A 21,490-nucleotide genomic window follows, 5' to 3' on the forward strand; every position below is an offset into this window, starting at 1 on the left:
GGCACCAGCGGACCCGGGGAACCCAGCGCTCGCTGGACGGTGGTCGGCGGGTCGCGCGAGGGTCGGGCCATGGCTCGTGCCCTCCCGCCCCTGGCCGGCCTCGAGCGGCAGGTCCACGGCCGGGTCCTCGAGGTGGCCCTCGCCCGGCCCGAGCGCCGCAACGCCGTGGACCCCCCCACCGCCGACGCCCTGCGGGAGGCGTTCTGCGCCTTCGAGGACGACCCCGAGCTGGACGTGGCCGTGCTGACCGGGCGGGGGGGTACGTTCTGCGCCGGGGCCGACCTTCAGGCCATCGCCGCCGGCGACCTCCACCAGGTCCACGAGGACCCGAGCCGGCCCGGGCCCCTGGGCTGCACCCGCCTGCAGCTCAGCAAGCCGGTCGTGGCGGCCATCGAGGGCTACGCGGTGGCCGGCGGCCTCGAGCTGGCCCTCTGGTGCGACCTGCGGGTGGCGGCCCGGGACGCCGTCCTGGGCGTGTTCTGCCGACGGGTCGGGGTCCCCCTCGTGGACGGTGGCACCGTCCGCCTGCCCCGCCTCATCGGCCAGAGCCGGGCCCTGGACCTCGTCCTGACCGGACGGCCCGTGGGCGCGGACGAGGCCCTGGCCATGGGCCTGGTCAACCGGGTGACCCCCCCGGGGCGGGCCCTGCCCCAGGCGCTCGCCCTGGCCCGCCAACTCGCCGAACTGCCCCAGGCCTGCCTGCGCCACGACCGGGCCTCCCTGCTCGAGCAGTGGGGGCTGCCCACCGCCGAGGCCCTGGCGAACGAGGCCCGCCACGGCCTGGCCAGCCTGGCGGCCGGCGAGGCCCTGGCCGGGGCCCGCCGCTTCGCCGCCGGCGAGGGACGCCACGGGGAGCCCCTGCCGCCCTCCTGACCCTGCCGCCCTCGTGCCTCAGCCCGCGACCCGGCGCAGGGTGGCCTCGAGGTGGTCGGCCAAGGGCTCGTCGTGCATGGCGATCCGCAGGTGGTAGCGGAGGACGTCGCCCTCGAGGACGAAGCGGCGCTCGACCCCGGTGACCGCTTTGGCACCCGGGGTCCGGCTGACGGCCACCGGCCGGAGGTCGAGGACCTCGCCGTCGAAGGACCCGGCGTGGATCTCGGCGATCCCCGTCGGCTGGACCAGCAGGAGCTCGAGCGCCCCGGCCTCCCCGAGACGCAGGTACCCGACCTCGGCGTGTCGGGGACTGCCGTCGGCCAGATCCCAGGTCTGCTGGCGGTAGGTCAAGAAGGGGCGACCCGTCGCCCCGATCTGGACCTCCTCGCGGTACCGGAAGGGCGGGTCGGCCGCCCACAGCCCTCGGCCCTCCCCGACGAAGCGGCCGACCAGCCGGTCGAAGGGGGCCGGGGGCCGCGGCGGGGCATCGGCGTCGGCCACGGCCCGGTCCTCAGTCGTAGACCAGGACGCCGCGGATGTTCTTGCCGTCCAGCATGTCCTGGTAGCCCTGGTTGACCTCGGACAAGGGGTAGGTGCGGGTCACCATGCCGTCCAGGTCCAGCTGGCCCTCCCGGTAGAGCTCGAGGAGCTTCGGGATGTCCTTGCGGATGTTGCTCGAGCCGAAGAGCGAGCCCACGACCTGCTTCTCCATCAGCGTCAGGTCGCAGAGGCTCATCTGGACGTCGGTCTCCAGCATCGGGTGGATGTTCGTCACCACCACCCGGCCCAGCTTGGCGGCCAGGGCCATGATGCCGGCCATCTCGGCTCCCCGTCCGACCCCCTTGCAGCAGATGACCTTGTCGGCCATCCGGCCCCAGGTGACCTCCTGGACCAGCGGCAGGGCCTCCTCGGCGGAGGCCGCCACGTGGGTCGCCCCGAAACGCTGGGCCATCTCCCGCTTGTAGGGCACCGGGTCGATGGCGAAGATCCGTTCCGCCCCGGCCAGCTTGGCCCCTTGGATGGCGGCGGCCCCGATGCCGCCGACGCCGACCACCACGACGTTGTCCCCGGGCCGGACGTCCGCGGCGTGGACCGAGGACCCCCAGCCGGTCGTCACCCCGCAGCCCACCAGGCAGGCCTTGTCGAGGGGGATGTCCTCCAAGATCTTCACGCAGGACGCCTGGTTCACCACGGTGTGCCGGGAGAAGGTGCCGAGGCAGAGGAACGCGTTGAGGTCCCGACCCCGGGCGTGGTGCCGGCTGGTGCCGTCCAGCTGCTTGCCGGCCATGAGCACCGCGCCGTAGTCGCAGAGGTTCGAGTGGCCCGAGGCGCACGAGGGGCACTTGCCGCAGGCGGGGATGAAGCCGAAGACCACGTGGTCGCCCGGCTTCAGGTCGGTCACGCCCGGCCCGACCTCGAGGACCACGCCGGCCCCTTCGTGGCCGCCGATGACCGGCCGCTCGGCCACCAGGTCGCCGGTCCGCAGGTGCTCGTCGGAGTGGCACATCCCGCTGGCCGCCAGCTGGACCAGGACCTCGCCCTCCTTCGGCGGGTCCAGCTCGATGGGCTCCACGCTCCAGTCCTTGGCGTCCTCCCACAAGATGGCCGCTTCGCTCTCCACGGTCCCTCCCCTCCTCGCCGATCACCGGCGCTGTCCGGCCGACCGGCACTCGACTGACGGGTCAGGAGGTTAGCGGGCCGTGGGCCCGGGGACCGGCTCGCTCCCGGGCCGCCGCCGGTCGAGGAACAGCCAGAGGGCCACGAGGCCGGCGAGGGCGACCAGCCCGAGCACCCCGAGGAGACTGGCGGTGGCGAACCCCGGCTGGCGGAAGACGAAGCGGACGGTGCCGGCACCCGGGGGCACCTGGACCGCTTGCACGATGCCCCGCCGCTCGAGGGCCAGGGGTCGGGCCGGGCCGCCGTCGGCCGGCTGCCAGGTCACGTGCCAGCCCTCGATGGCGGCCACCGAGCGGATCAGCACGGCACCCTGGGTCGAGCGGACCGAGACCGTCCAGGGAGCCAGGGCCGGGCCGGTGGTGCCGGTGACGGTCGCGCCAGCAAGGCTCCGGCCCGGCAGGGCCACCAGCCGCACCGGCGGGTCGGGGTGCGTGGCCTGGAAGACGGCGAAGGGACCGTCCTGGCGCAGGTAGCGCCACTGGCCGCTGGCCGAGAGCGCCGCCTGGAGGGCGCCGTCGAGGTCCAAGGGCACATGCGCCGCGTCTCGGACCTCGGGCACGCCGGTGCGGCCCTCGGCGGTCCCCCGCGCCAGGATCGCCACGGTCCGAGCCCCGGGGCCGTCCTGGCCTCCGCTCCCCGTGCCCGGGACGCCCCCGACGGTTTCGGCGAGGGTCTGGCTCCCCGGCACCAGCGAGGCTGCCGGAAGCCAGTCGACCTGGCCCGAGGCCCGCTCGAGGCCCAGCTGGAGGGTCCCGGCCCGGGACACCGTGACCGGAAGGTCCACGGCGGTCACGCCGACCGGCTCACCGAGGTCCCAGGCCACCGTCCCCCCGGCGGTGAGGTCGCGCTGCCCGGCGGCGGGCACCGGGGCCTGGGTGGCCCCCTCGGCCGTGAGGGCCTTCGCCCGGGCGGCCGCCACCACGAGGTACTGCGGCGGGGTGATCAGGACGCTGGGGTCCAGCTGGTCGAGGACCCCGTCGGCCACCGCCTGGACCGAAAGGACGTCCTGGCCCGCCCCCATGGCCCCGTGCGAGCCCGTGGCCGCCGCGTAGGTCCCGTTCACGATGGCGCTGTAGCCCTGCAGGGACCAGCCCCCCGCGAGCAGGTTGGCGTCCGGCGCCCCGGCCTGCTGGGCCTCGGCCCCGTCGAGGAGGCCAGGGTCGTAGACGGCGAAGCGCCCCGGCACCCCGAGGTCGGCCACCGGGACCGTGGGGCCGACCGGGACGTCGGCCGCCGCGGCGGCCCCGAGAGGACCGACCGGTCCGTTGGCCGGGGCCACCAGGAAGAGCGAGGTGAGGGCGAAGAGCGCCACGTCGGCGGTGACGAGGGCCGCGGTGGCCCCGGCCCGCCACCACCGGGGCAGGCGGTCCCCGAGGACGACGAGGGCCAGCACCCCGAGGGCGACCCCGAGCGAGGGCAGGAACCAGGGCCGCAGCTGGAGGGCCAGACCCTCCTTGTGGACCACCCCCAGGACGTGCTCCAGGGGCCGCGTGTCAGTAAGGGCCAGGGCCGGCACCGAGAGCGCCCCGAGGGCGGCCAGGGCCGCCAGCCAGCGTTCAGCCGGCCGGGCCCGGCGGGCCCCGTCGACCACCTGGCGCCGGCGCAGGAACCCGTCGACCCAGAAGGCCAGCAGGACGGCCAAGGCCAGGTCGGCCACCAGGATGTTCCGGCTCTGAAGCCGCTGGCCGCCGTAGAGGGGGATGCGGATGAGCAGGTGCCAGGCCGGGGTGCTGCCCCCCAGGGCCAGCAGCACGCCGAGGGCGGCGATCCACTCGAAGGCCACCCACTCGGGCCAGGGCCGGCCCCGACGGACCCGGCCCCAGAGGGCCACGGCGGCCACCAGGGGCAGGAGACCGACGTAGCCGGTCACCTCGGTCAGGTTGTAGGAGGCGAAGAAGCTCGGGGCCCCGAAGGAGCCCGAGCCGCCCAGCAGGTTGGGCACCAGGAGCAGCAGCAGCCACGACAGGGGGTAGGAGCCCGAGTCGAAGAGGTTGAAGGTCTTCGACGCCCGCTGGGACTGCCGCACTGCGTGCAGCCCGGGCAGCAGCTGCACCGCCCCGAGACACCCGGCCACCACGCCGGCCAGGACCACCCCGGCGAGCAGCCGGAGCGCGGCCCGGGGCTCGTGCCGGCGGCGCCACAGCCGCCAGAGCACGTAGGGACCGCTCACCGCCGCCGCCACGTCGATGGCCCGGGGCTCCCCAGCCAGCAGGGTCAGGGCGGCGCTTGCGGCGACCAGCGCGGCCGCCCCGCACCAGGCCCGCCGGGTCGTCGCCCGGTCCAGCAGCAGCACCCCGAGGAGCTGGAGGGGCACCCAGCTCACCCCGGCCACCAGGCCGAAGTGGACCACCTGGGCGTCCATGGCCCCCGAGAAGGCAAAGACCGAGGCCCCAAGGACGGCGGCCAGGGGCCCCAGGCGGTTGGCCCGCAGGAAGGCGTAGAGGCCCAGGCCGGCCGCCCAGCCCATGACCATCAGGTTCACCGCCCAGGCCGCCGTGCCTGGCAGGACGGCGAAGAGCCAGGTGAAGGGGTAGGCGGCACCGGCGTTCCACCCCGCCAAGAGGGGCGTCCCGCTCCAGATCCGCAGGTCCAGCAGCGGGAGGTGGCCAGCGGCCAGCTGCTTGCCGACCAGCACCCGCATGGGGAAGTTCTGGCTGGCGTCGTCGCCGGGCAACACCGAGTGGCCCAGCATGGCGGGCACGGCGAAGGCCAGGACGGGCACGACGACCAGCACTGCCAGGGCCACCAGCTCGCCCCGGCCGACCCGCCGGTGCCCTTCCGCGGCCTGGGGTCCCTCGGTCGTCGGGGCGGCCTCGGTCGCCGGGAGCAGGGTGCCGGTCATGACCCGCCATGTTCCCAGCTTCCCGGGCCCCCGGCGAGGGCGGGCCCCGCTACCCTCCCGGCGTGGCCCGCCTGGTGCTCTGGGACATCGACGGCACTCTCCTCCACGGCGGGGAGACGGCCGCCGCGGTCTTCGACCGGGCCCTCGAGGCGGTCCTCGGGGTGCGCCCCTCGTCCCGGCCCTCGATGAGCGGCAAGACCGATCCCCAGATCCTCCTCGACTACCTCGACCTGCTCGGGCTGGACCCCGCGGGCGTCGACCTCGAGGCGGTGCTGGCCCGGCTCGCCGACGAGCTGGCCGCCGCGCAGGCCCAGCTGCGGGCCGGCGGGCGGGTCCTGCCGGGGGTCCGGGAGGCCCTGGCCACCCTGGCGGCCCGACCCGGCTGGCACCAGAGCGTCCTGACCGGCAACCTGGCCCACAATGCCCGCCTCAAGCTCGAGACCTTCGGCCTGCTGCCCTTCGTCGACCTCGAGATCGGGGCGTTCGGGTCCGACCGGCCTCGGCGGACGGCCCTCCTGCCGGTCGCCCTCGATCGGCTCCGGCGCCGCCACAGGGTGGTCCTCGACCCCTCGGCGGTCTGGGTGATCGGCGACACCCCCTTCGACCTGGCCGTCGCTCGGGCCCACGGGGCGCGGGCCCTCCTCGTCGGGACCGGCCGGTTCCCTCCGGCGGCGCTGGCCGCCCTCGGGCCCGACGCGGTCCGCTGCGACCTGCGGGACACCGAGGGGCTGCTCGAGCTCCTGGCCACCTGACGACCCGCCTCAGCGGGTCACCGGACCCCCGGTGCCCGAGCTGGGCGCCTCGGGCAGGGGGACGGCAAGGGCGACGAGGGTGCCCCGGAGGGCCGGCAGCGGGAGGTCGACGGGGCCGCTCGGCCAGCAAGTCCGCCGGAGGGTGCCGCTGCGCAGCACCGCCATGCCGCCGGCCCCGAGGACCGCCTCGACCAGCCCGGCCAAGGGACCCCGGCGAGCGAGGACCTCGTCGAGGTCGGTGGCGGTCCCGGCCAGCCCCCGCCCGCTGTCCCCCACGGCCAGCTCCAGGCGTCGGCGCTCCCTGGGACCGCGGACCGTGCCAGCCGCCACATAGGCATCGAAGGCCCCCGAGTGGTCCCGCTGGTTGTCCAAGAGCACCTCGGTGGCCTCCAGGGCCAGCTGGGCGACGGACCGGGGGGTGCCCTCGAGCCAGGCGGCCAGCTCGGCCCGCAGCCCGGAGCGCTCCTGGTCCCCGTGGACCGGGCGGCAGGGCACCTCGACCTCGACGGCCACCGGGCTCTGGGCCCGTCCGATGGCCGGGTCCGGGTCCTCCGGTGGCCACGACCCCGCGCCCTCCACCGGGCAGAGCAGCTCCTTGGCCAGCTGGTCCAGGCCGGCCCGGGCCAAGGCCCCCTGGACCAGTGGGTCGGCGGGGAGGCGGAAGCGGGTGGTCACGAGCAACCGATCGTTGTGGCCGGCGACCAGTGCCCAGGCCACCAGGCCGTAGGGGGTCAGCTGACGCAGGGCTCGCAGGTCCACCTCCGCCTCGGCCCCCTCGGCGACCAGCAGCCCCCGGTCGCCGTTCGCCGTGTCGGCCAAGGGGTAGCGCCAGGAGAGGGGCCGCAGCACGGGCCGGCAGCCTAGGACCCCCGAGGGTCGATCCCGCCGACAACCGGGTCGTCCCGACGCCCGCTGCTAGCCTTCCGCCATGGAGGCTCCCGACGCACCCCTCCTGACCAGTGGCGTCACCGTGCTCATCTCGCCGCGTGACCTGGCCAAGCAGATCGGCCTGATCGTCCTGCTGATGGTCAGCGCCAGCGGGATCGGCTTGCTCGTGGGTAGCGTGCAGCACCCGGTTCCCCTCTGGGAAGTGCTGGCCATCCTCGGCGGCGTGTTCCTCTTCGTGCTGCTGCTCGGCCTCGTCGGCAACTACCGGCTCGTCGAGGTCGGTCCGGACCGGATCACCGCCGTTCGAGCATTCTCGACGACCACCATCCCGGCGTCCTCGGTGATCGAGGCCGGCCTCACCTACGTCCCCGCCGGGGTCGGCCCGCCGAGGCCGGTCTTCCTCATCCGGGGCGAAGGCAAGGCCCGCATCGTCCTGAGCCGGCAGGCGCTCCGTGATCCGACCCACCGCGCCGCGCTCCAGCGCTTCCTGGCAGCCAGCCCCCTCGGCGCGCCCGAGATCGACGGACCCGAGCACCACGTCAGCGCCGCCAAGGCCCCACGGTGGCGGCGGACCCTGGGCTGGACGGCGGCGGCAACCACCGCCCTGTTCTTCCTGGTGACCCTCTTGCGGGTGACCGACGTCCTAAAGCCCGCCGACCAACACCGGGCCTCGACCGCACCCGTTGCCGGCACGGGCGCCTCGGGCTCGAGCAACACCGGCGGGACCCGGACCGGTCCTGCCCCGGGCCTCCCGGCCTCCTTGGTCCTGACCGGATGGCAGGTCTCCGCCCCTGACGAGGAACGCCTCAGCCGGGTCCAGCTCGAGCCCGGCGGGGAGACCGCCTGGCGACGGGACGGCTTCGAGGACTGCGAGGTCATCGCCGCCGCCCCACCCGGGGGTTCGGGCAGCCGCGCCCCCGTGGTCGTCATCAGCCTGGTGCGCTTCGCCAGTACGAACGGAGCAGCCAAGGCCCTGGCCCTCACCCTCGCCGGCCTCGGCCGCCCCGCTGGCACCTGAACCTCCCCGACGTCCCTACTCGGCGCCAGGAGGCGGCGCACCCCGACCTCGCCGGCTCCACGGTCAGTGGGTGGAGACCACGGCCCGCAGGGACTGCCGGAGGGACCCCATGGTGGCGAGGACGGCCGAGGGCTCGTAGCCGCAGTGGGCCATGCAGTTGTCGCAGCGGGGATCCTTCCCCCGGCCGTACTTCGACCAGTCGGTGGTCTCGACCAGTTCCCGGTAGGTCTTGGCGTAGCCGTCGGCCATGAGGTAGCAGGGCCGCTGCCAGCCCAGGACCGAGTAGCTCGGGATCCCCCAGGGGGTGCAGTCCAGGTCGACCTTGCCCTCCAGGAAGTCCAGGAACAGCGGCGAGTGGTTCAGCCGCCACTTCCGCCGCTTGCCGGCGAAGGCTTCCTTGAACAGCTGCCGGGTCTGCTCGACCGGCAGGAAGTGCTCCTGGTCCGGGGCCTTCTCGTAGGCGTAGGCCGGCGAGATCATCATGGCGTCGACCTCCAGCTCGTCGTTCAGGAAGTCGAGCAGGTCCCGGATGGTCTTGGGCGAGTCGGTGTTGAAGAAGGTCGAGTTGGTGGTGACCCGGAACCCGGCCGCCTTGGCCTCCCGGATGGCCTCCACCGCCTTCTCGAAGACCCCTTGCCGGTCCACCGCCTGGTCGTGGCGCTCCTTCAGGCCGTCCAAGTGGACCACGAAGGAGAAGTAGCGCGAGGGCGTGAACCGCTGGAGGCGTCGGTGCAGGAGGATGGCGTTGGTGCAGAGGTAGACGTAGACCTTCCGCTCCACCAACGCGGCCACGATCTTGTCGATCTCGGGGTGCAGCAGCGGTTCGCCGCCGGCGATGGACACCATCGGGGTCCCGCTCTCCTCCACCGCCTGGACCACGTCCTCCACGCTCAGCCGCTTGCGGAGGATCTCGGTGGGGTGCTGGATCTTCCCGCAGCCCGGGCAGGAGAGGTTGCAGGCGAAGAGGGGTTCGATCTCGACGATGAACGGGAAGTACCGCCGGCCCTTCAGGCGCTGCTTGGCCAGGTGGGCGGCGATCCGGAGGTTCTGTCGAAGGGGAACGGGCATCAGCGCACCTTCCGAGGGAGAGTGAACCGGACATGTTCTTCGGCCGTGCGGACCTCCCGCACGGTCAAGGGGCCGAGGGAGCCCAGGGCACCGACCACCGCCTGGACCAGCCGCTCGGGCGCCGAGGCGCCGGCGGTCACCCCGACCCGCCGGCGACCCGCCAGCCAGCGAGGATCCAGGTCGCCGTCGTCCTCGACCAGCTCGGCCGGGCAGCCGGAGCGCTGCGCCACCTCGACCAAGCGGGCGGTGTTCGAAGAGTTCTCCGAGCCGACCACGACGACGAGGTCGGCCCGACGGGCCAGGGCCCGCACCGCGTCCTGGCGGTTCTGGCTGGCGTAGCAGATGTCGTCGGCCGAGGGCCCCACGATGCCCGGGAAGCGGGCCCGCAAGGCCGCGAGGACCTCGGCGGTCTCGTCGAGCGCCAAGGTGGTCTGGGTCAGGTAGGCCAGGGGCTCCTCGGGACCGAAGGGCAGCTCGGCGACCTCCTCGGGGCTGGCCACCACCTGGACCCGGCCCTCGATCTCCCCGACGGTGCCCTGGACCTCCTCGTGGTCGGCGTGGCCCACCAGCACCACCTGTCGGCCCTCGGCGGCGAACCGCCGGGCCTCCCGGTGGACCTTGGCCACCAGCGGGCAGGTGGCGTCCACCACCACCCCGGCCCGAGCTTCGGCCTGCTCCCGGACCGCCGGGGCCACCCCGTGGGCCGCCAGGACCACCGTGGCCCCCGGGGGCACCTCCTCGACCTCCTCCACGAAGACCGCCCCCTTGGCCTCCAGCTCGGCCACCACGTGCTGGTTGTGGACGATCTGGCGCCGGACGTAGACCGGCGGGCCGAAGCGCTCGAGGGCCCGCTCGACGATCTCGATTGCCCGCTCCACCCCGGCGCAGAAGGACCGGGGCGCGGCCAGCAGGACCTCCCGGGCTCCGCTGGCCGCCACCCATTCGCCGAGCACCGCCAAGGCCAGGGCGGCCGACGAGCCGAGGCCCTCGGGGACCGCGGTCGGCGGAGCGGGGGTCGAGCAGAGCACCCCGGGCCCCGAACCGGCCAGCCCCACCACCGCCACCGGGCCGTTCGCGGCCCGCTGCAGCGCCGCCTGGACGGCCCAGAGCCGGGCGTCCCCGAGCGCCCCGGTCGGCACGCCTCGCCGCTCGAGACACCCGGCCAGCAACCGGGCCCCGGCCTCCTCCGCCACCACCCCGGCCGTCACACCGTCGGGCAGGCCACCCACCGGCACGAGCGCGCCCAGCCCCCCGCCGGGTGAGGGCGCAAGGGAGGCCACGGCCTCCTCCCAGGCCTCCGGCGTGTCGGGGCTCGCCACGACGGCCATGCCGGGCCTAGCCAGCGCCACGCCGGGGCCCCCTGCCGCGGGGGTGCTCACTTCATCCCCCCGCCCCCTGGGTCCCCGAGGGCCCGGCCGAGGGCCATGAGGGGGAAGACCAGGCGGTAGAGGTGGTAGTTGATGTAGAAGTCGCCCGGGAAGCCGGTCCCGGTGAACCAGGGCTCGTCCCAGGTGCCCTCGGGCAGCTGGGTGTCGCAGAGCCACGCCAGGCCCCGCTGGACCGGTTCGTCCCGCCGGCCAGCGGCCAGGAGGGCGAGCAGGGCCCAGGCGGTCTGCGACGCGGTCGGGGCGCCCCGTCCCCGCCACGCCGGGTCGTCGTAGGAACGCAGGTCCTCGCCCCAGCCCCCCTGCTCCTGCTGGTGGCGGACCAGCCAGTCGCAGGCCCGGACGATGGCCGGGTGCTCGGGCGGCACGCCAGCGGCCACCAGGGCCGGGACCACGGCGCCGGTGCCGTAGACGTGGTTGGCGCCCCAGCGCCCGAACCAGGAGCCGTCCTCCTCCTGCGCGGCCAGCAGCCAGGCCACCCCCCGGCGGCGGGCCGCCTCCCCGTACCCCGTGGCCGCCAGGACCTCCACCGCGTGGGCCGTCACGTCGGCGCTCGGCGGGTCGATGAGCTCGCCGAAGTCGCAGAAGGGCAGTTCCCGGCAGAGGGCGCGGGTGTTGTCGGCGTCGAAGGCCCCCCAGCCACCGTCCGCGCTCTGCATGCCCAGCAGCCAGCGCAGCCCACGGTCCACCGAACCCCGGTCGTCCTCGGCCACCCGCCGCAGGGCCAGGATCACCTCGGCCGTGTCGTCCACGTCCGGGTAGTTGACGTTGGCGAACTCGAACGCCCAACCCCCCGGGGCCAGCCCGGGCCGGCGGACCGCCCAGTCGCCGGGCACCGTGACCTCCTGCTCCACCAGCCAGCGGGCCGCCCGCCGCAGCGCCTCGTGGTCCGCCGGCACACCGGCGTCGGCCAGGGCCTGGACCGCGAGGCAGGTGTCCCACACCGGGGACTGGCAGGCCTCCAGGCGCCGGCCCCGCTCGTCGTGGATCGTGAACCCGTCCAGGCCGGCCAAGCCCTTGACCATGACCGGGTGGCTCAGGGGGTAGCCCTCGAGGGCCAGGGCCATGAGGGCGTAGACCCAGGGCGGCTGGATGCCGCCCCAGCCCCCGTCGGCCTCCTGGCGCCGGACGATCCACTCGACCGCCCGGGTCAGGGCCAGCCGCCGCAGCCAGCCGATCGGGCGGCGCTCGTAGCGCCGCAGCAGGTCGTCGAGCAGCCAGAAGCGCCCCGCCCAGGTCCGCAGGTCCCGCCGGTCCCGGGGCCGGGCCCCGACCCGCAGCTCGGCCAGGTCCAGGGCCAGCGGTCGGACCGGCTTGTGATGGGCCACGACCGTCAGCGGCACGATCGTCGCCCGAGCCCAGGACCCGAAGTCGTAGACGTTCAGCGGGCACCAGCTGGGCAGCAGGATCAGCTCGGGCGGCATGATCGGCAGGTCCTCCCAGGGCCACAGCCCGAAGAGCGCCAGCCAGAAGCGGGTGAAGACCCGGCTGCGCTCCAGGCCGCCCAGGTCCCGGACCACCTGCGCCGCGGCCCGCATGTGGGGGGCGTCAGGGGCGTCGCCGGCGAGCCGCAGGGCCACGTAGGCCTCGACGGTGGTCGACAGGTCGGCCGGGCCACCGTAGAAGGTGGCCCAGGAGCCGTCCTCCCGCTGGTTCGACCGGATCCAGCGGGCACTCGCCTCGGTCAGCGCCGGGGTCCGGACCCCGAGGAACTCCCGCAGCAGGAGGTCCTCGGCGTCCATGGTCACGTTCGTCTCCAGCTCGCCCTTCCACCAGCCCGCCGGGTCCTGCCGAGCCAAGAGGGCCTGACTGGCCCGCTGGGCGGCCTTCGCGACCCGGTCCCGGAGCCCCTCGGGCAGCGCCACCGGGGTGCCCGGCGGACCGTCGACGGTCACGACCGCCTCCGTCGTCACCGGTCCCGCTCCAGGACGAACCAGGCCAGCTCGGCCAGCTCGGCGGCCGGCCCCTCGACGAGCCCGGCGTCGGCCAAGGCAGCCAGGGCGTTGTGGACGTGCGCCTCGGCCACCGCCATGGCCTCCCGCCGCCCCCCGGCCAGCAGCTCGGTGGCCCGGGCCAGCTCGCTGCTGGACAACGGCCCGTCCAGCAGGCTCGCCAGCTCCTCAGCCCGGGCGTCCCCCGCCGCCAGGGCGATGGTGACCGGCAGGGTCCGCTTGCGAGCCAGGAGGTCCGAGCCGACCGGCTTGCCGGTCACCGTCGGGTCCCCCCAGATGCCCAGCACGTCGTCGACCGCCTGGAAGGCGATGCCCACATGGGCCCCGTAGGCGGCCAGGGCCGCCACCTGGGCGTCGCTGCCCTCGCCGAGGATGGCCCCCAGGGAGGCGGCGCAGGCCAGGAGGGCCCCGGTCTTGCCGGCCTCCATGGCCAGGCACTCCTCCACGCTCACCAGGGCCCGGCCCTCGAAGGCCATGTCCTCGGCCTGCCCGGCGATCATCGCCTGGGTGGCTTGGGCGAGGACGGCAGCGGCCCGCACCCGCTGGGGGCTGGGGTCGGCGAGCAGCAGTTCGACGGCGGCCAGCAGCAGGGCGTCGCCGCTCACGATCGCCGGTCCGAGACCGAACTTCGCCCAGACCGTCGGCTGGTGCCGGCGCTCCTGGTCCCCGTCGATCACGTCGTCGTGGATCAGGGAGAAGTTGTGGACCAGCTCCAGGGCCACCGCGCCGGGCACCGCCACCTCCTCGGGGGCCCCCACGGCGGCAGCCGAGAGCAGGGCCAGGGCTCCCCGGACCCCTTTGCCGACGGCCGCGAAGTGGTGCTCCAGGGCCGGTCGCACCGCCGGGTGAAGCCGGCCCACCACCGCCTGGACCTCCCCGGCGAGCAGCCGGCCGTAGCGCTCCAGGAGGGCCGGGGGCCGGGCCGGGGCCCCGGCGCCCCCGCCCCGTCCGCCACCTCCTCGCCGGGTCCCGCTGGCAGCGGGGGTCGCAGGGGCCTCCTCCACGAGGGGACTCCGGGTCATCGGACCTCCTCTTGGCTCGAGACGCCGACCAGGGGGTCGGCGTCGACGGACGAGGGACGGCTGCTCCGGGCCCGCCCGGCCAGGGTCGCCAGGACCTGGCCCGCGGCCTCCCAGCCGGAACGCACCGCGCCCTCCATGGTCGAGGGCCACCCGGTCTGACACCAGGCGCCGGCCACCGCCAGCCCCGGTGCCACCAGGCCGGGGTGGGGTCGAGCGGCTGCGGTGCCCGGCCGGGCCCGGATCGTGGCCTGCTGCTCCTTCGTCACCACGGCGTCGAGGACCCGAGCCCTGGCCATCCGGGGGATGAGGGCCTCGAGGCCGCCGCGCACCTCGGCCACGCAGGCCTCGGGGCGCCGCCCGACCCAGTCGTCGGCGGCCGAGAGGGACACGGCCAGCACCTGGCCCGCACCCGGGTCCACCCCGGCCGCCCGGGTCCGGTCGAAGACGAACTGCACCGGGGACCCCACCGCCCCGAAGAACGGCTCCTCCGTCACCCGCCGGTCCAGGACCAGCTGGACGTCCACGATCGGCGAGGCGCCCAGCCGCTCGACCGCGGGCAGGCTCCCCGCCGGGGCCAGCGCCGCCGCCGGCCCCGGGGGCACGGCCAGCACCACCGCCTCGGCGGCCAGAAGCGAACCGTCGGCGAACCCGAGCTGCCAGCCCCCACGGGCTCGCTCCAGGCCGGCCACGGCCCCACCCAGGCTGACCTCGACCCCGGCCTGCTGGAGGGCCGTCGCTGCGCGGCGGCCATGGAGGTCCCCGAGGGGCACGCTCGCCCAGCCGATGTCCCCGGCGTCGGCCTGGTCCAGCAGCCCGGTCCGGAACACCCGCGCCGCCATGGCCAGCGAGGCCTCTTCGGCCGGCAGGTTCACCGTCGGCCGCACGATCAGGTCCCAGAGCTCGGTCACCGCCTGAGGCCGCTGGTGGTGCCGGGCCAGCCAGGCGCCGAAGGACTCCCGGTCCAGGGCCGGGTCCTCGGGGTCGAGGCGAAGCAGTGCCCAGGCCGCAGGACCGAGCCGCAGCCGGTCGGCCACGGAGAGGTGCCGGTAGCCCAGGAGGGCCCGGGCCAGGTGCGCCGGGGCCGGCAGCCGGTCCCGCGCGATCACCGCCCGGCGGCCCGACGGGGAGAGGACCGGTACCCGCAGGCGGTCCTGGACCACCACGTCGCCCACCGCCCCGATGCGGGCCAAGAACCCCCGGTAGGCGTGGCAGCAGCGCAAGAAGACGTGCTGGCCGTTGTCGAACCACCGACCCTCGCGTTCGAAGGACCAGGTCAGGCCCCCCAGGCGTCGCCGCTTCTCCACCAGGGCCACCCGGGCGCCCCGGTCGGCCAGCCACAGGGCTCCGGCCAGGCCGGCCAGCCCGCCCCCGACCACGGCGACGTCGACCCGCTTCACGCCCCGCCCCCGACCAGACTCCAGAGGGCCACCGCCACCTTCTCCCCGGTCGACAGCGACACCCGGCCCCGGGTCACGGCCAGCGGATCGGCCCCGATCCGCTGGAGCAGCCGGTGGTAGATGCCGGCCATGGTGGCCGTGCACGCCCGGCTCCGGCGGTCCAGCAGGCTCAACAGCGGCAAGCCTCGCCGGTACCAGCCCTCGGCCTCGGCCGCCAAGCGCCCGACCACCGAGGCCAGGGCTTCGGGAGGGCCGGCCAACCGCTCGTCCAGGCCGCAGGCCCGCAGCTCGACCTGGGGCAGGTAGCAGCGGCCCATCGCCTGGTCCTCCCGCACGTCCCGCAGCACGTTCGTCAGCTGCAGGGCCACACCGAGGTCGTCCGCCAAGGGCTCGGCCTCCACCCAGCTCGGGCAGCCGAAGACGCCGAGGGAGAGCCGACCGATGGTCCCGGCCACTTTCCGGCAGTAGCCCACCAGGTCGGCCAGGGTCTCGTAGCGGGCCCCCACCACGTCCTGCTCGCACCCCTCGATCAGCTCGCCGAAGGCCGCCAGCGGGAGCGGGAACCGCTCGGCTGCGGCCGCCACCGCCACCAGCACCGGATCGTCCTCGGCGCCCGCGGGCAGCCGACCCTCGACCAGCTCCCTGACCTGCTCCCGCAGGGACCCCAGGGCCTGGCGCCGCTCGGCCGGGGGGGCGTCCCCGTCGCCGATGTCGTCGACCCGCCGGGCCAAGGCGTAGACGGCGCTCAGGGCCCGCCGCTTCTCCGGCGGCAGCAGCCGGATGCCGAACGCGAAGTTCTTGGCCTCCCGCCGCGTGATCGCCTCGCAGCGGGCAAAGGCCCACTCCGCCCGGGAGGCCGGCACCTGCGCCATCAGGCTCACGCCCTACCCCCCTGCGCCACGAGCGTCCCGCTCACCGCTCGCGCCGCCGGGCCGCCGACCGCCGCCGAACGCCGGGCGGCTGCCATCCACGGTGAGCCCTCCCCCGGACGCCCCACCGCCAACGCAGCCTGCGCCAGCACCCGGGCTGCCTGCCGAGCCACGGCCTGGGGCCGAGGCCGGCACGCCACCCCCAGCACGTCGAACCCGGCGGCCTCGATCGCCTCGAGGGCCGCCAGTCCCCCGGCGGCGAAGCCCGCCACCGCCACCTTCGCCGGCCACCCCAGGCTGGCGCACAGCGGCACCGCGGCCCCCAGGAGCCCCCGGGCCCGCCGGGCGTAGTCGGCCACCAGCCGTCGCAGGGCCTCCGAGGCCCGCTCGGCCTGCAGGTCCAGCACCGTGCACCCCCAGCGCCGCCGGTCCTCCGCCGCCAGGTACACCCGGCCTCGCCGGGCGTCCTCCCCCACGTCCTGGAGGTGCTCCACCACCTGCAGGCCCGTGCAGACCTCGTCCGACCACCCGACCCGCTCCGGGGTCGCCGCCTGGAACACCGCAAGCACCAGCCGGCCCACCGGGTTGGCCGAGAGGGCACAGGACGCCAGCAGGGCCTCCCAGCTCGCCACCTCCCCCAGCTCCTGGTCCGCCCAGTTGGCGGCCAGCAGGTCCCGCAGCGGCTGGACCGGCAAACCGGCCTCCCGCACCGCCCGCCCCAGGGCCTCGAAGAGGGGATGCTCGGCCCGCCCGGCCACGGCCCGCTCCAGCTCCTCGCCCGCCCAGCGCAGCGCCGCTGGCCGCGCGCTCGGGGGCTCCAGCTCGTCACCCAGGTCGTCGACGAGACGGGCGTACCCGTAGATGGCCATCAGCTGCCCCCGGAGGGCGGCGGGTAGCACCCGCATGGCGACCGGGAAGTTCTCCCGGCCGGCCCGGGCCAGGATCGCCTCGACGCCCGGCAGGCCCACCGCTCCCGTCGCACCTCCCGCTGCGGGATCGCTCCAGGACAGGGCCCACCTCCTCCGACGGTCGTTCCGTGGCCGTTGCCCCCGCCCGACGGGGCCAGCCGACCTGGCGCCCCGATCGTATAGCAGGCCTGACCCGTCGGTCACGCCTCTTACACGCCAACCCCGAAGCCGCGCTCAGGTCCCCCGAGGCGCGGCCTCGACCGATCCGAAGCCCAGCAGCTCGGCCACCTCGCCGAGGACCGCCGCCCGGACCAGCTCACGGCCCCGGCCCGCTCCACCCTCCTCCCGCTCGACCACCTCGGCCAGTTCCTCCAGCACGTGCCGGACCACCGGCGCCCCCGCCGCCCCCTGGCCGGCCCGCAGGGCCGCCTCCAGCAGCAGGGGCACCACCGGGCTCAGGGCGTCCCGGAGCGCGGCCGCCAGGTCCGCGCCCCGCCCCACCTGGCCGGCCGACAGCTGGCCGGCGGACAGCCGGGCGGCCACCAGGGCCGGCACCGAGGCCACCGCGGCCACGAACACGGCGTCCTTGGAGGCGAAGTACCGGTAGAAGGAACCCTTGGCGATCCCCGCCTCCTGGCAGAGCTCTTCGACGTTCACCGCCTCGTACCCCCGGCTCCCGAACGCCCCCCGCGCCGCCTCCAGCAGCCGAAGGCGGACCTCGTCCTGCTCGCTCTCCCCCGCGGCCGCCTCGGCCAGCACGGCATCCAGCCGGGACCCGGCCGGGGCACCGGAGTCCCCGGCGCTGAGCAGGCCCGGCAGCAGCTCCCGGATGACCGCCAACGACAGTCCCCGGCGCTCCCGCAGCACCCGGATGACCTGCAGGGCCTCCACGTGACGCTGGTCGTAGAGGAAACGGTTCGGCGCCACCTGCCGGGGCGCGGGCAAGAGCCCCAGACGCCGATAGTGGTGGATGCTCGGGACCCCCACGCCGGTCCGCTCGGCCAGCTGCGAGACCGACAGGCCAGGCGCCGGCTCGTCCGCCTCCCCGGCGTCGCCGAAGCCCGGACCGGCGCCGACCGGGCTCATCGACCGGTCCCCCGCCCGCCGAGCGCCGGTCCCACGAAGCGGCCACGGTCCCGGCCAGGACGATCGGTGCGACCTCCACGCCCTGGTCCCCGCATGGCGACCGTTCCTCCCTGCGCTCCACGCCCCTGGCCACGGGTCGGCTCAGCGTACGTCGCCGGCCCCGGGCCCCGCCCCGCTACTGTGGCGCAATCGGATCGCGCGGGAGGCAGAGGGCATGAGCTTCGACCTGGCGACGCTGCTGGAGGAGCGCCGCGGCGAGAACCTGGCCCTTCATCTCCGGCTCATGAACCCCCAGTTGGCCCGGGTCCTCACCACCTTGGGATTCGACCGGGACTACGTCCGGGGCGAGGGCTGCTACCTCTTCGACCGCCAGGGCCAGCGCTACCTGGACTTCCTCGCCGGCTTCGGCGTCTTCGCCCTGGGCCGCTCCCACCCGGTGATCAAGGCCGCCCTCCACCAGGCCCTGGACGCCGACCTGCCCAACCTCGTCCAGATCGACTGCGCCCTCCTCCCCGGCCTCCTCGCCGAGGCCCTCGTCGAGCGGACCCACCCCGGCCTCGAGCGGGTCGTCTTCTGCAACTCCGGGGCCGAAGCGGTCGAGGCCGCCGTGAAGTTCGCCCGCCGGGCCACCGGCCGACCCGGCATCGTCTACTGCGACCACGCCTTCCACGGCCTCACCACCGGGGCCCTGGCCCTCAACGGCGGTCAGGAGTTCCGGGCCGGATTCGGGCCCCTGCTGCCCGGCGCCATGGCCGTCCCCTTCGGCGACCTCGAGGCCCTCGAACGGGCCCTGGGCCCGAAGGACGTGGCTGCATTCGTCGTCGAGCCGATCCAGGGCAAGGGTGTCTACCTGGCCGACGAGGCCTACTGGCAAGGCGTCCAGGAGGTCTGCCGGGCCACCGGCACCCTCTTCGTCGCCGACGAGGTCCAGACCGGCCTCGGCCGGACCGGCCGCTTCCTGGCCCACGAGCACTACGGCGTCCAGCCCGACATCGTCACCATCTCCAAGGCCCTCTCGGGCGGCTACGTGCCCGTCGGGGCCATGCTCTGCTCGGACAAGGTCCTCCGGTCGGTCCACCGCAGCATGGACCAGGCCCTCGTCCACTCCTCGACCTTCTCCCGCAACCAGCTCGCCATGGTGGCCGGGCTCGCCACCTTGTCGGTCTTCGACGACGAGGGGATCGTCGAGCACGCCCGCCGCATGGGCGAGCTCTTCGAGAAGGCTCTGGCCCCCCTCGTGGACCGCCACGAGACCCTCCTCGAGGTCCGGGGCAAGGGCCTCATGATCGGCCTCGTCTTCGGTCCCCCGACGGGGAAGGCGGCCCGCCGCTTCCGGGCCATCGAGGCCCTCCGCCCCGGCCTGCTGTCCCAGCTCGTCGTGGTCCCCCTCTTCCACCGCCACCGCATCCTCACCCAGGTGGCCGCCGACAACGTCAACGTCGTCAAGCTCCTGCCCCCCCTCATCCTCGGCGAAGAGGAGATCCAGGCCTTCGTCGACGCCCTCGACGACGTCCTCACCGACGCCGAGGACGGCGGCCTGCTCCTCGAGGTCGGCCGCACCGTGGCGCGCAGCGCCCTCCGCCGCCGCCCCGCCTGATCGCCCCATGGCCCACCCGGTCGAGGCCGTCCAGCCCCTTGCGGCCCCGGTGACCGGCACCGTCGTCGTCCCCGGCTCCAAGAGCCAGACCGCCCGGGCCCTCGTCGCCGCCGCGCTCGCCCCCGGCGACTCGGTCCTCCGAGGCACCCTGGTCAGCGAGGACAGCCTCCTCATGCGCCGCGCCCTTCGCGCCCTCGGTGCCGAGATCCAGGTCCTCGACCCGCCCATGGCGCCGCCAGGTCCCGACCTGGTGGCCGAAGCCCGCCTCGCCGACCTCCTCGTCCGGGGCCCCCTGCCGACCCAGCCGGCCCACGCCCCCACGGACACCTCGCCCCTCGCCCTCGACGTCGGCCTGGCCGGCACCGTGGCCCGCTTCCTCGCCCCCCTCTGCTGCCAGGTCGGCCGGCCGGTCCTCCTCGACGGCACCCCCCGCATGCGCCAGCGCCCCATGGCCGACCTCTTCAGCGCCCTCGAGACCCTCGGCGCCACCGTCCGGTGCCACCAGCGGCCCGCCTCCCTCCCGGCCACTCCCTGGCCACCACAGCAGCCAGTTCCTCTCCGGCCTCCTCCTCGCCGCCCCCACCCTTCCCCAGGGCCTGACCGTCGCCCTCAGCACCCCCCTCGTCTCCCGGCCTTACGTCGACCTCACCATCGCCACCATGGCCGCCTTCGGGGTCCAGGTCCACGAGCAGCCCGACGCCCAGGGCCCTGGCCGCCCAACCTTCCACGTCCCCCCCGGCCAGCACTACCGGCCGACCGAGCTGACCATCGAGCCCGACGCCTCGGCCGCCTCCTACGTCTTCGCCGCCGCTGCCCTCACCGGCAGCCACCTGGCGGTCGCCGGCCTGACCCGAGACGCCCGCCAAGGCGACCTGGCCATCCTCGAGCACCTCCAGCGCATGGGGGCCGTCGCCACCGACGCGCCCTCCGGCCTGGCGGTCGCCGGCACCGGTCGCCTCCAGGGCCTCGAGGTCGACCTCCGGGACTGCTCCGACCTCACCCAGACCCTGGCCGTCCTCGCCGCCTTCGCCGACCGACCCAGTCGCCTCCTCGGCATCGGCTTCATCCGCGGCAAGGAGAGCGACCGCATCGGGGCCACCGTCCGCCAGCTCCGGGCCCTCGGCGGCGACGCCAGCGAGCTGCCCGACGGCCTGCTCGTCCACCCCCGGCCCCTCCGGGCCGGCACCCTCGACCCCGAGGGCGACCACCGGGCCGCCATGGCCTTCGGGGTGGCCGGCCTGGCCGTCCCCGGCATCGCCATCGCCGACCCCGCCGTCGTCGACAAGACGTTCCCCGAGTACTTCGCGACCCTCCGGGCCCTCCACCGCCTCCCCGCCCGGTCGGGCCCCTCAGCCAGCCCGAGCCGCGTTCGCCAGCCGTAGCCGTTCGGCGAGGGTCGCCAGCACCTTCCGCAGGATCGACGGGGAGGCCTGCAGCAAGGAAGCGAACTCCCGGGCGTCGAGCACCAGGACCTCCATGTCCGTCTCGGCCACCACCGTGGCGCTGCGGGGGCCCCCGTCGAGTAGGGAGAGCTCCCCGAAGAAGTCCCCCGGCCCGAAGGTCGCGGCACGCCGGCCCCCCACCTCGCAGCGCGCCCAGCCCTCCAGCACCAAGAAGAACTCCCGGCCCGGTTGGCCCTCCACCGTCAACCGCCGCCCCGCCGCCACCGGCACCGGCGTCCCCAGGCTGGCGATCTGCCGCAGCTCGCCCCGGCTGCAGCCGGCGAAGAGAGGCACCGACCGCAGCAGCTCCACTTCCCGTTGGGCCACCCGGGTCCGCATCGCTCGTCCCTCCTGCTGCCGGCTCGGTTCGCCCCGCCGGCCTCTCCCTGGAGGCTAGCCGTCGACCCTCCGCCCTGCCCGGAGCCCCTGGTCGGCCAGACGGTACGGTACGACCGTGCCATCCGTCGGTCGCTCCCCGTCCCTGGAGCACCGGGACCTGCCCGCCTCGCCAGCCCCGCTCCGCGCTGCCCCGAGCCGTCAGGTCCTCGATCGTCAGCGCCCCGAGCCCCTCTGGCAGCAGCTCCTCGAGGACCTCCGTCGACGCCTCGACGACGGCGAGTTCCCCGACCGCCTGCCGACCGAAGCCGAGCTCACCGCCACCTACGGCGTCTCCCGCCAGACCGTCCGCGAGGCCCTCCGCCGCCTCGTGGCCGA

General features: G+C 75.4%; 19 protein-coding genes and 1 pseudogene. 7 read left to right on the forward strand and 13 right to left on the reverse strand.

Annotation, left to right across the window (positions count from 1 at the left end; translation table 11 throughout):
- Positions 1-69 precede the first annotated feature (69 nt).
- The gene (locus tag Acit_RS03720) at positions 70-873 is read left to right on the forward strand and encodes a crotonase/enoyl-CoA hydratase family protein (RefSeq protein ID WP_248105818.1); all 804 of its coding nucleotides are present in this window, start codon (positions 70-72) and stop codon (positions 871-873) included.
- A gap of 18 nt (positions 874-891) precedes the next feature.
- Here Acit_RS03720 and Acit_RS03725 read toward each other — a convergent pair whose 3' ends face one another.
- The 3 genes from Acit_RS03725 to Acit_RS03735 form a co-directional block, all read right to left on the reverse strand.
- Positions 892-1,374, reverse strand: a complete 483-nt coding sequence (locus Acit_RS03725; protein WP_248105820.1) for a heme-binding beta-barrel domain-containing protein — start codon at positions 1,372-1,374, stop codon at positions 892-894.
- A 10-nt stretch (positions 1,375-1,384) separates the two neighbouring features.
- Positions 1,385-2,494, reverse strand: coding sequence for an NDMA-dependent alcohol dehydrogenase (locus tag Acit_RS03730; protein ID WP_248105822.1), 1,110 nt, complete (start codon positions 2,492-2,494; stop codon positions 1,385-1,387).
- A gap of 69 nt (positions 2,495-2,563) precedes the next feature.
- A complete protein-coding gene (locus Acit_RS03735) occupies positions 2,564-5,392 on the reverse strand; it encodes a YfhO family protein (protein ID WP_248105824.1) in 2,829 nt (942 codons plus the stop codon).
- Between the two features lie 62 nt (positions 5,393-5,454).
- Here Acit_RS03735 and Acit_RS03740 point away from each other — a divergent pair, with 62 nt between their 5' ends.
- Complete coding sequence (locus Acit_RS03740; RefSeq protein WP_248105827.1) at positions 5,455-6,144, forward strand: HAD family hydrolase; 690 nt, start codon at positions 5,455-5,457, stop codon at positions 6,142-6,144.
- Between the two features lie 9 nt (positions 6,145-6,153).
- Here Acit_RS03740 and Acit_RS03745 read toward each other — a convergent pair whose 3' ends face one another.
- Positions 6,154-6,993, reverse strand: coding sequence for a hypothetical protein (locus Acit_RS03745; RefSeq protein ID WP_248105829.1), 840 nt, complete (start codon positions 6,991-6,993; stop codon positions 6,154-6,156).
- 79 nt (positions 6,994-7,072) lie between these two features.
- On the opposite strand from Acit_RS03745, the gene Acit_RS03750 reads away from it, so the two are divergent.
- On the forward strand, positions 7,073-8,050 hold the full coding sequence (locus tag Acit_RS03750; RefSeq protein WP_248105831.1) for a hypothetical protein: 978 nt from the start codon (positions 7,073-7,075) through the stop codon (positions 8,048-8,050).
- A gap of 63 nt (positions 8,051-8,113) precedes the next feature.
- Here Acit_RS03750 and hpnH read toward each other — a convergent pair whose 3' ends face one another.
- From hpnH to Acit_RS03790, 8 genes are all read right to left on the reverse strand, one after another.
- Complete coding sequence (gene hpnH, locus Acit_RS03755) at positions 8,114-9,118, reverse strand: adenosyl-hopene transferase HpnH (RefSeq protein WP_248105834.1); 1,005 nt, start codon at positions 9,116-9,118, stop codon at positions 8,114-8,116.
- The gene (gene ispH, locus Acit_RS03760; RefSeq protein WP_248105836.1) at positions 9,118-10,467 is read right to left on the reverse strand and encodes a 4-hydroxy-3-methylbut-2-enyl diphosphate reductase; all 1,350 of its coding nucleotides are present in this window, start codon (positions 10,465-10,467) and stop codon (positions 9,118-9,120) included. Before ispH ends, hpnH begins: the two co-directional genes overlap by 1 nt.
- A 26-nt stretch (positions 10,468-10,493) precedes the next feature.
- Positions 10,494-12,416, reverse strand: a complete 1,923-nt coding sequence (gene shc, locus Acit_RS03765; RefSeq protein ID WP_248105838.1) for a squalene--hopene cyclase — start codon at positions 12,414-12,416, stop codon at positions 10,494-10,496.
- Positions 12,413-13,477: a polyprenyl synthetase family protein gene (locus Acit_RS03770; protein ID WP_248105840.1), complete on the reverse strand. Its 1,065-nt coding sequence runs from the start codon at positions 13,475-13,477 to the stop codon at positions 12,413-12,415. The genes shc and Acit_RS03770 overlap by 4 nt, the downstream gene beginning before the upstream one ends.
- The gene (hpnE, locus tag Acit_RS03775; protein ID WP_312709430.1) at positions 13,474-14,874 is read right to left on the reverse strand and encodes a hydroxysqualene dehydroxylase HpnE; all 1,401 of its coding nucleotides are present in this window, start codon (positions 14,872-14,874) and stop codon (positions 13,474-13,476) included. The genes Acit_RS03770 and hpnE overlap by 4 nt, the downstream gene beginning before the upstream one ends.
- Positions 14,871-15,746 carry a phytoene/squalene synthase family protein gene (locus tag Acit_RS03780; RefSeq protein WP_248105871.1) on the reverse strand — a complete coding sequence of 292 codons (876 nt, stop codon included), beginning with the start codon at positions 15,744-15,746 and terminating at the stop codon, positions 14,871-14,873. Before Acit_RS03780 ends, hpnE begins: the two co-directional genes overlap by 4 nt.
- Before the next feature lie 5 nt (positions 15,747-15,751).
- Positions 15,752-16,711: a squalene synthase HpnC gene (gene hpnC, locus Acit_RS03785; RefSeq protein WP_248105842.1), complete on the reverse strand. Its 960-nt coding sequence runs from the start codon at positions 16,709-16,711 to the stop codon at positions 15,752-15,754.
- 174 nt (positions 16,712-16,885) lie between these two features.
- Positions 16,886-17,737, reverse strand: coding sequence for a TetR family transcriptional regulator (locus tag Acit_RS03790; RefSeq protein ID WP_248105844.1), 852 nt, complete (start codon positions 17,735-17,737; stop codon positions 16,886-16,888).
- 214 nt (positions 17,738-17,951) lie between these two features.
- On the opposite strand from Acit_RS03790, the gene Acit_RS03795 reads away from it, so the two are divergent.
- From Acit_RS03795 to Acit_RS12815, 3 genes and pseudogenes are all read left to right on the forward strand, one after another.
- A complete protein-coding gene (locus tag Acit_RS03795) occupies positions 17,952-19,334 on the forward strand; it encodes an aspartate aminotransferase family protein (RefSeq protein ID WP_248105846.1) in 1,383 nt (460 codons plus the stop codon).
- Between the two features lie 7 nt (positions 19,335-19,341).
- Positions 19,342-19,797 (forward strand): annotated as a pseudogene (locus Acit_RS13850) (carboxyvinyltransferase); the annotation flags it as partial.
- A gap of 133 nt (positions 19,798-19,930) precedes the next feature.
- A complete protein-coding gene (locus tag Acit_RS12815) occupies positions 19,931-20,716 on the forward strand; it encodes a 3-phosphoshikimate 1-carboxyvinyltransferase (RefSeq protein WP_376746003.1) in 786 nt (261 codons plus the stop codon).
- On the opposite strand, the gene Acit_RS03805 is transcribed toward Acit_RS12815, so the two are convergent.
- On the reverse strand, positions 20,684-21,115 hold the full coding sequence (locus Acit_RS03805) for a Crp/Fnr family transcriptional regulator (protein WP_248105847.1): 432 nt from the start codon (positions 21,113-21,115) through the stop codon (positions 20,684-20,686). The genes Acit_RS12815 and Acit_RS03805 overlap by 33 nt on opposite strands.
- A gap of 115 nt (positions 21,116-21,230) precedes the next feature.
- On the opposite strand from Acit_RS03805, the gene Acit_RS13450 reads away from it, so the two are divergent.
- Positions 21,231-21,490 (forward strand): winged helix-turn-helix domain-containing protein (locus tag Acit_RS13450; RefSeq protein WP_248105848.1); only part of this gene is annotated, 260 nt, incomplete at its 3' end.

The sequence above is a fragment of the Aciditerrimonas ferrireducens genome (assembly GCF_023130475.1).
In the GTDB taxonomy this organism is placed as follows: domain Bacteria; phylum Actinomycetota; class Acidimicrobiia; order Acidimicrobiales; family UBA8190; genus Aciditerrimonas; species Aciditerrimonas ferrireducens.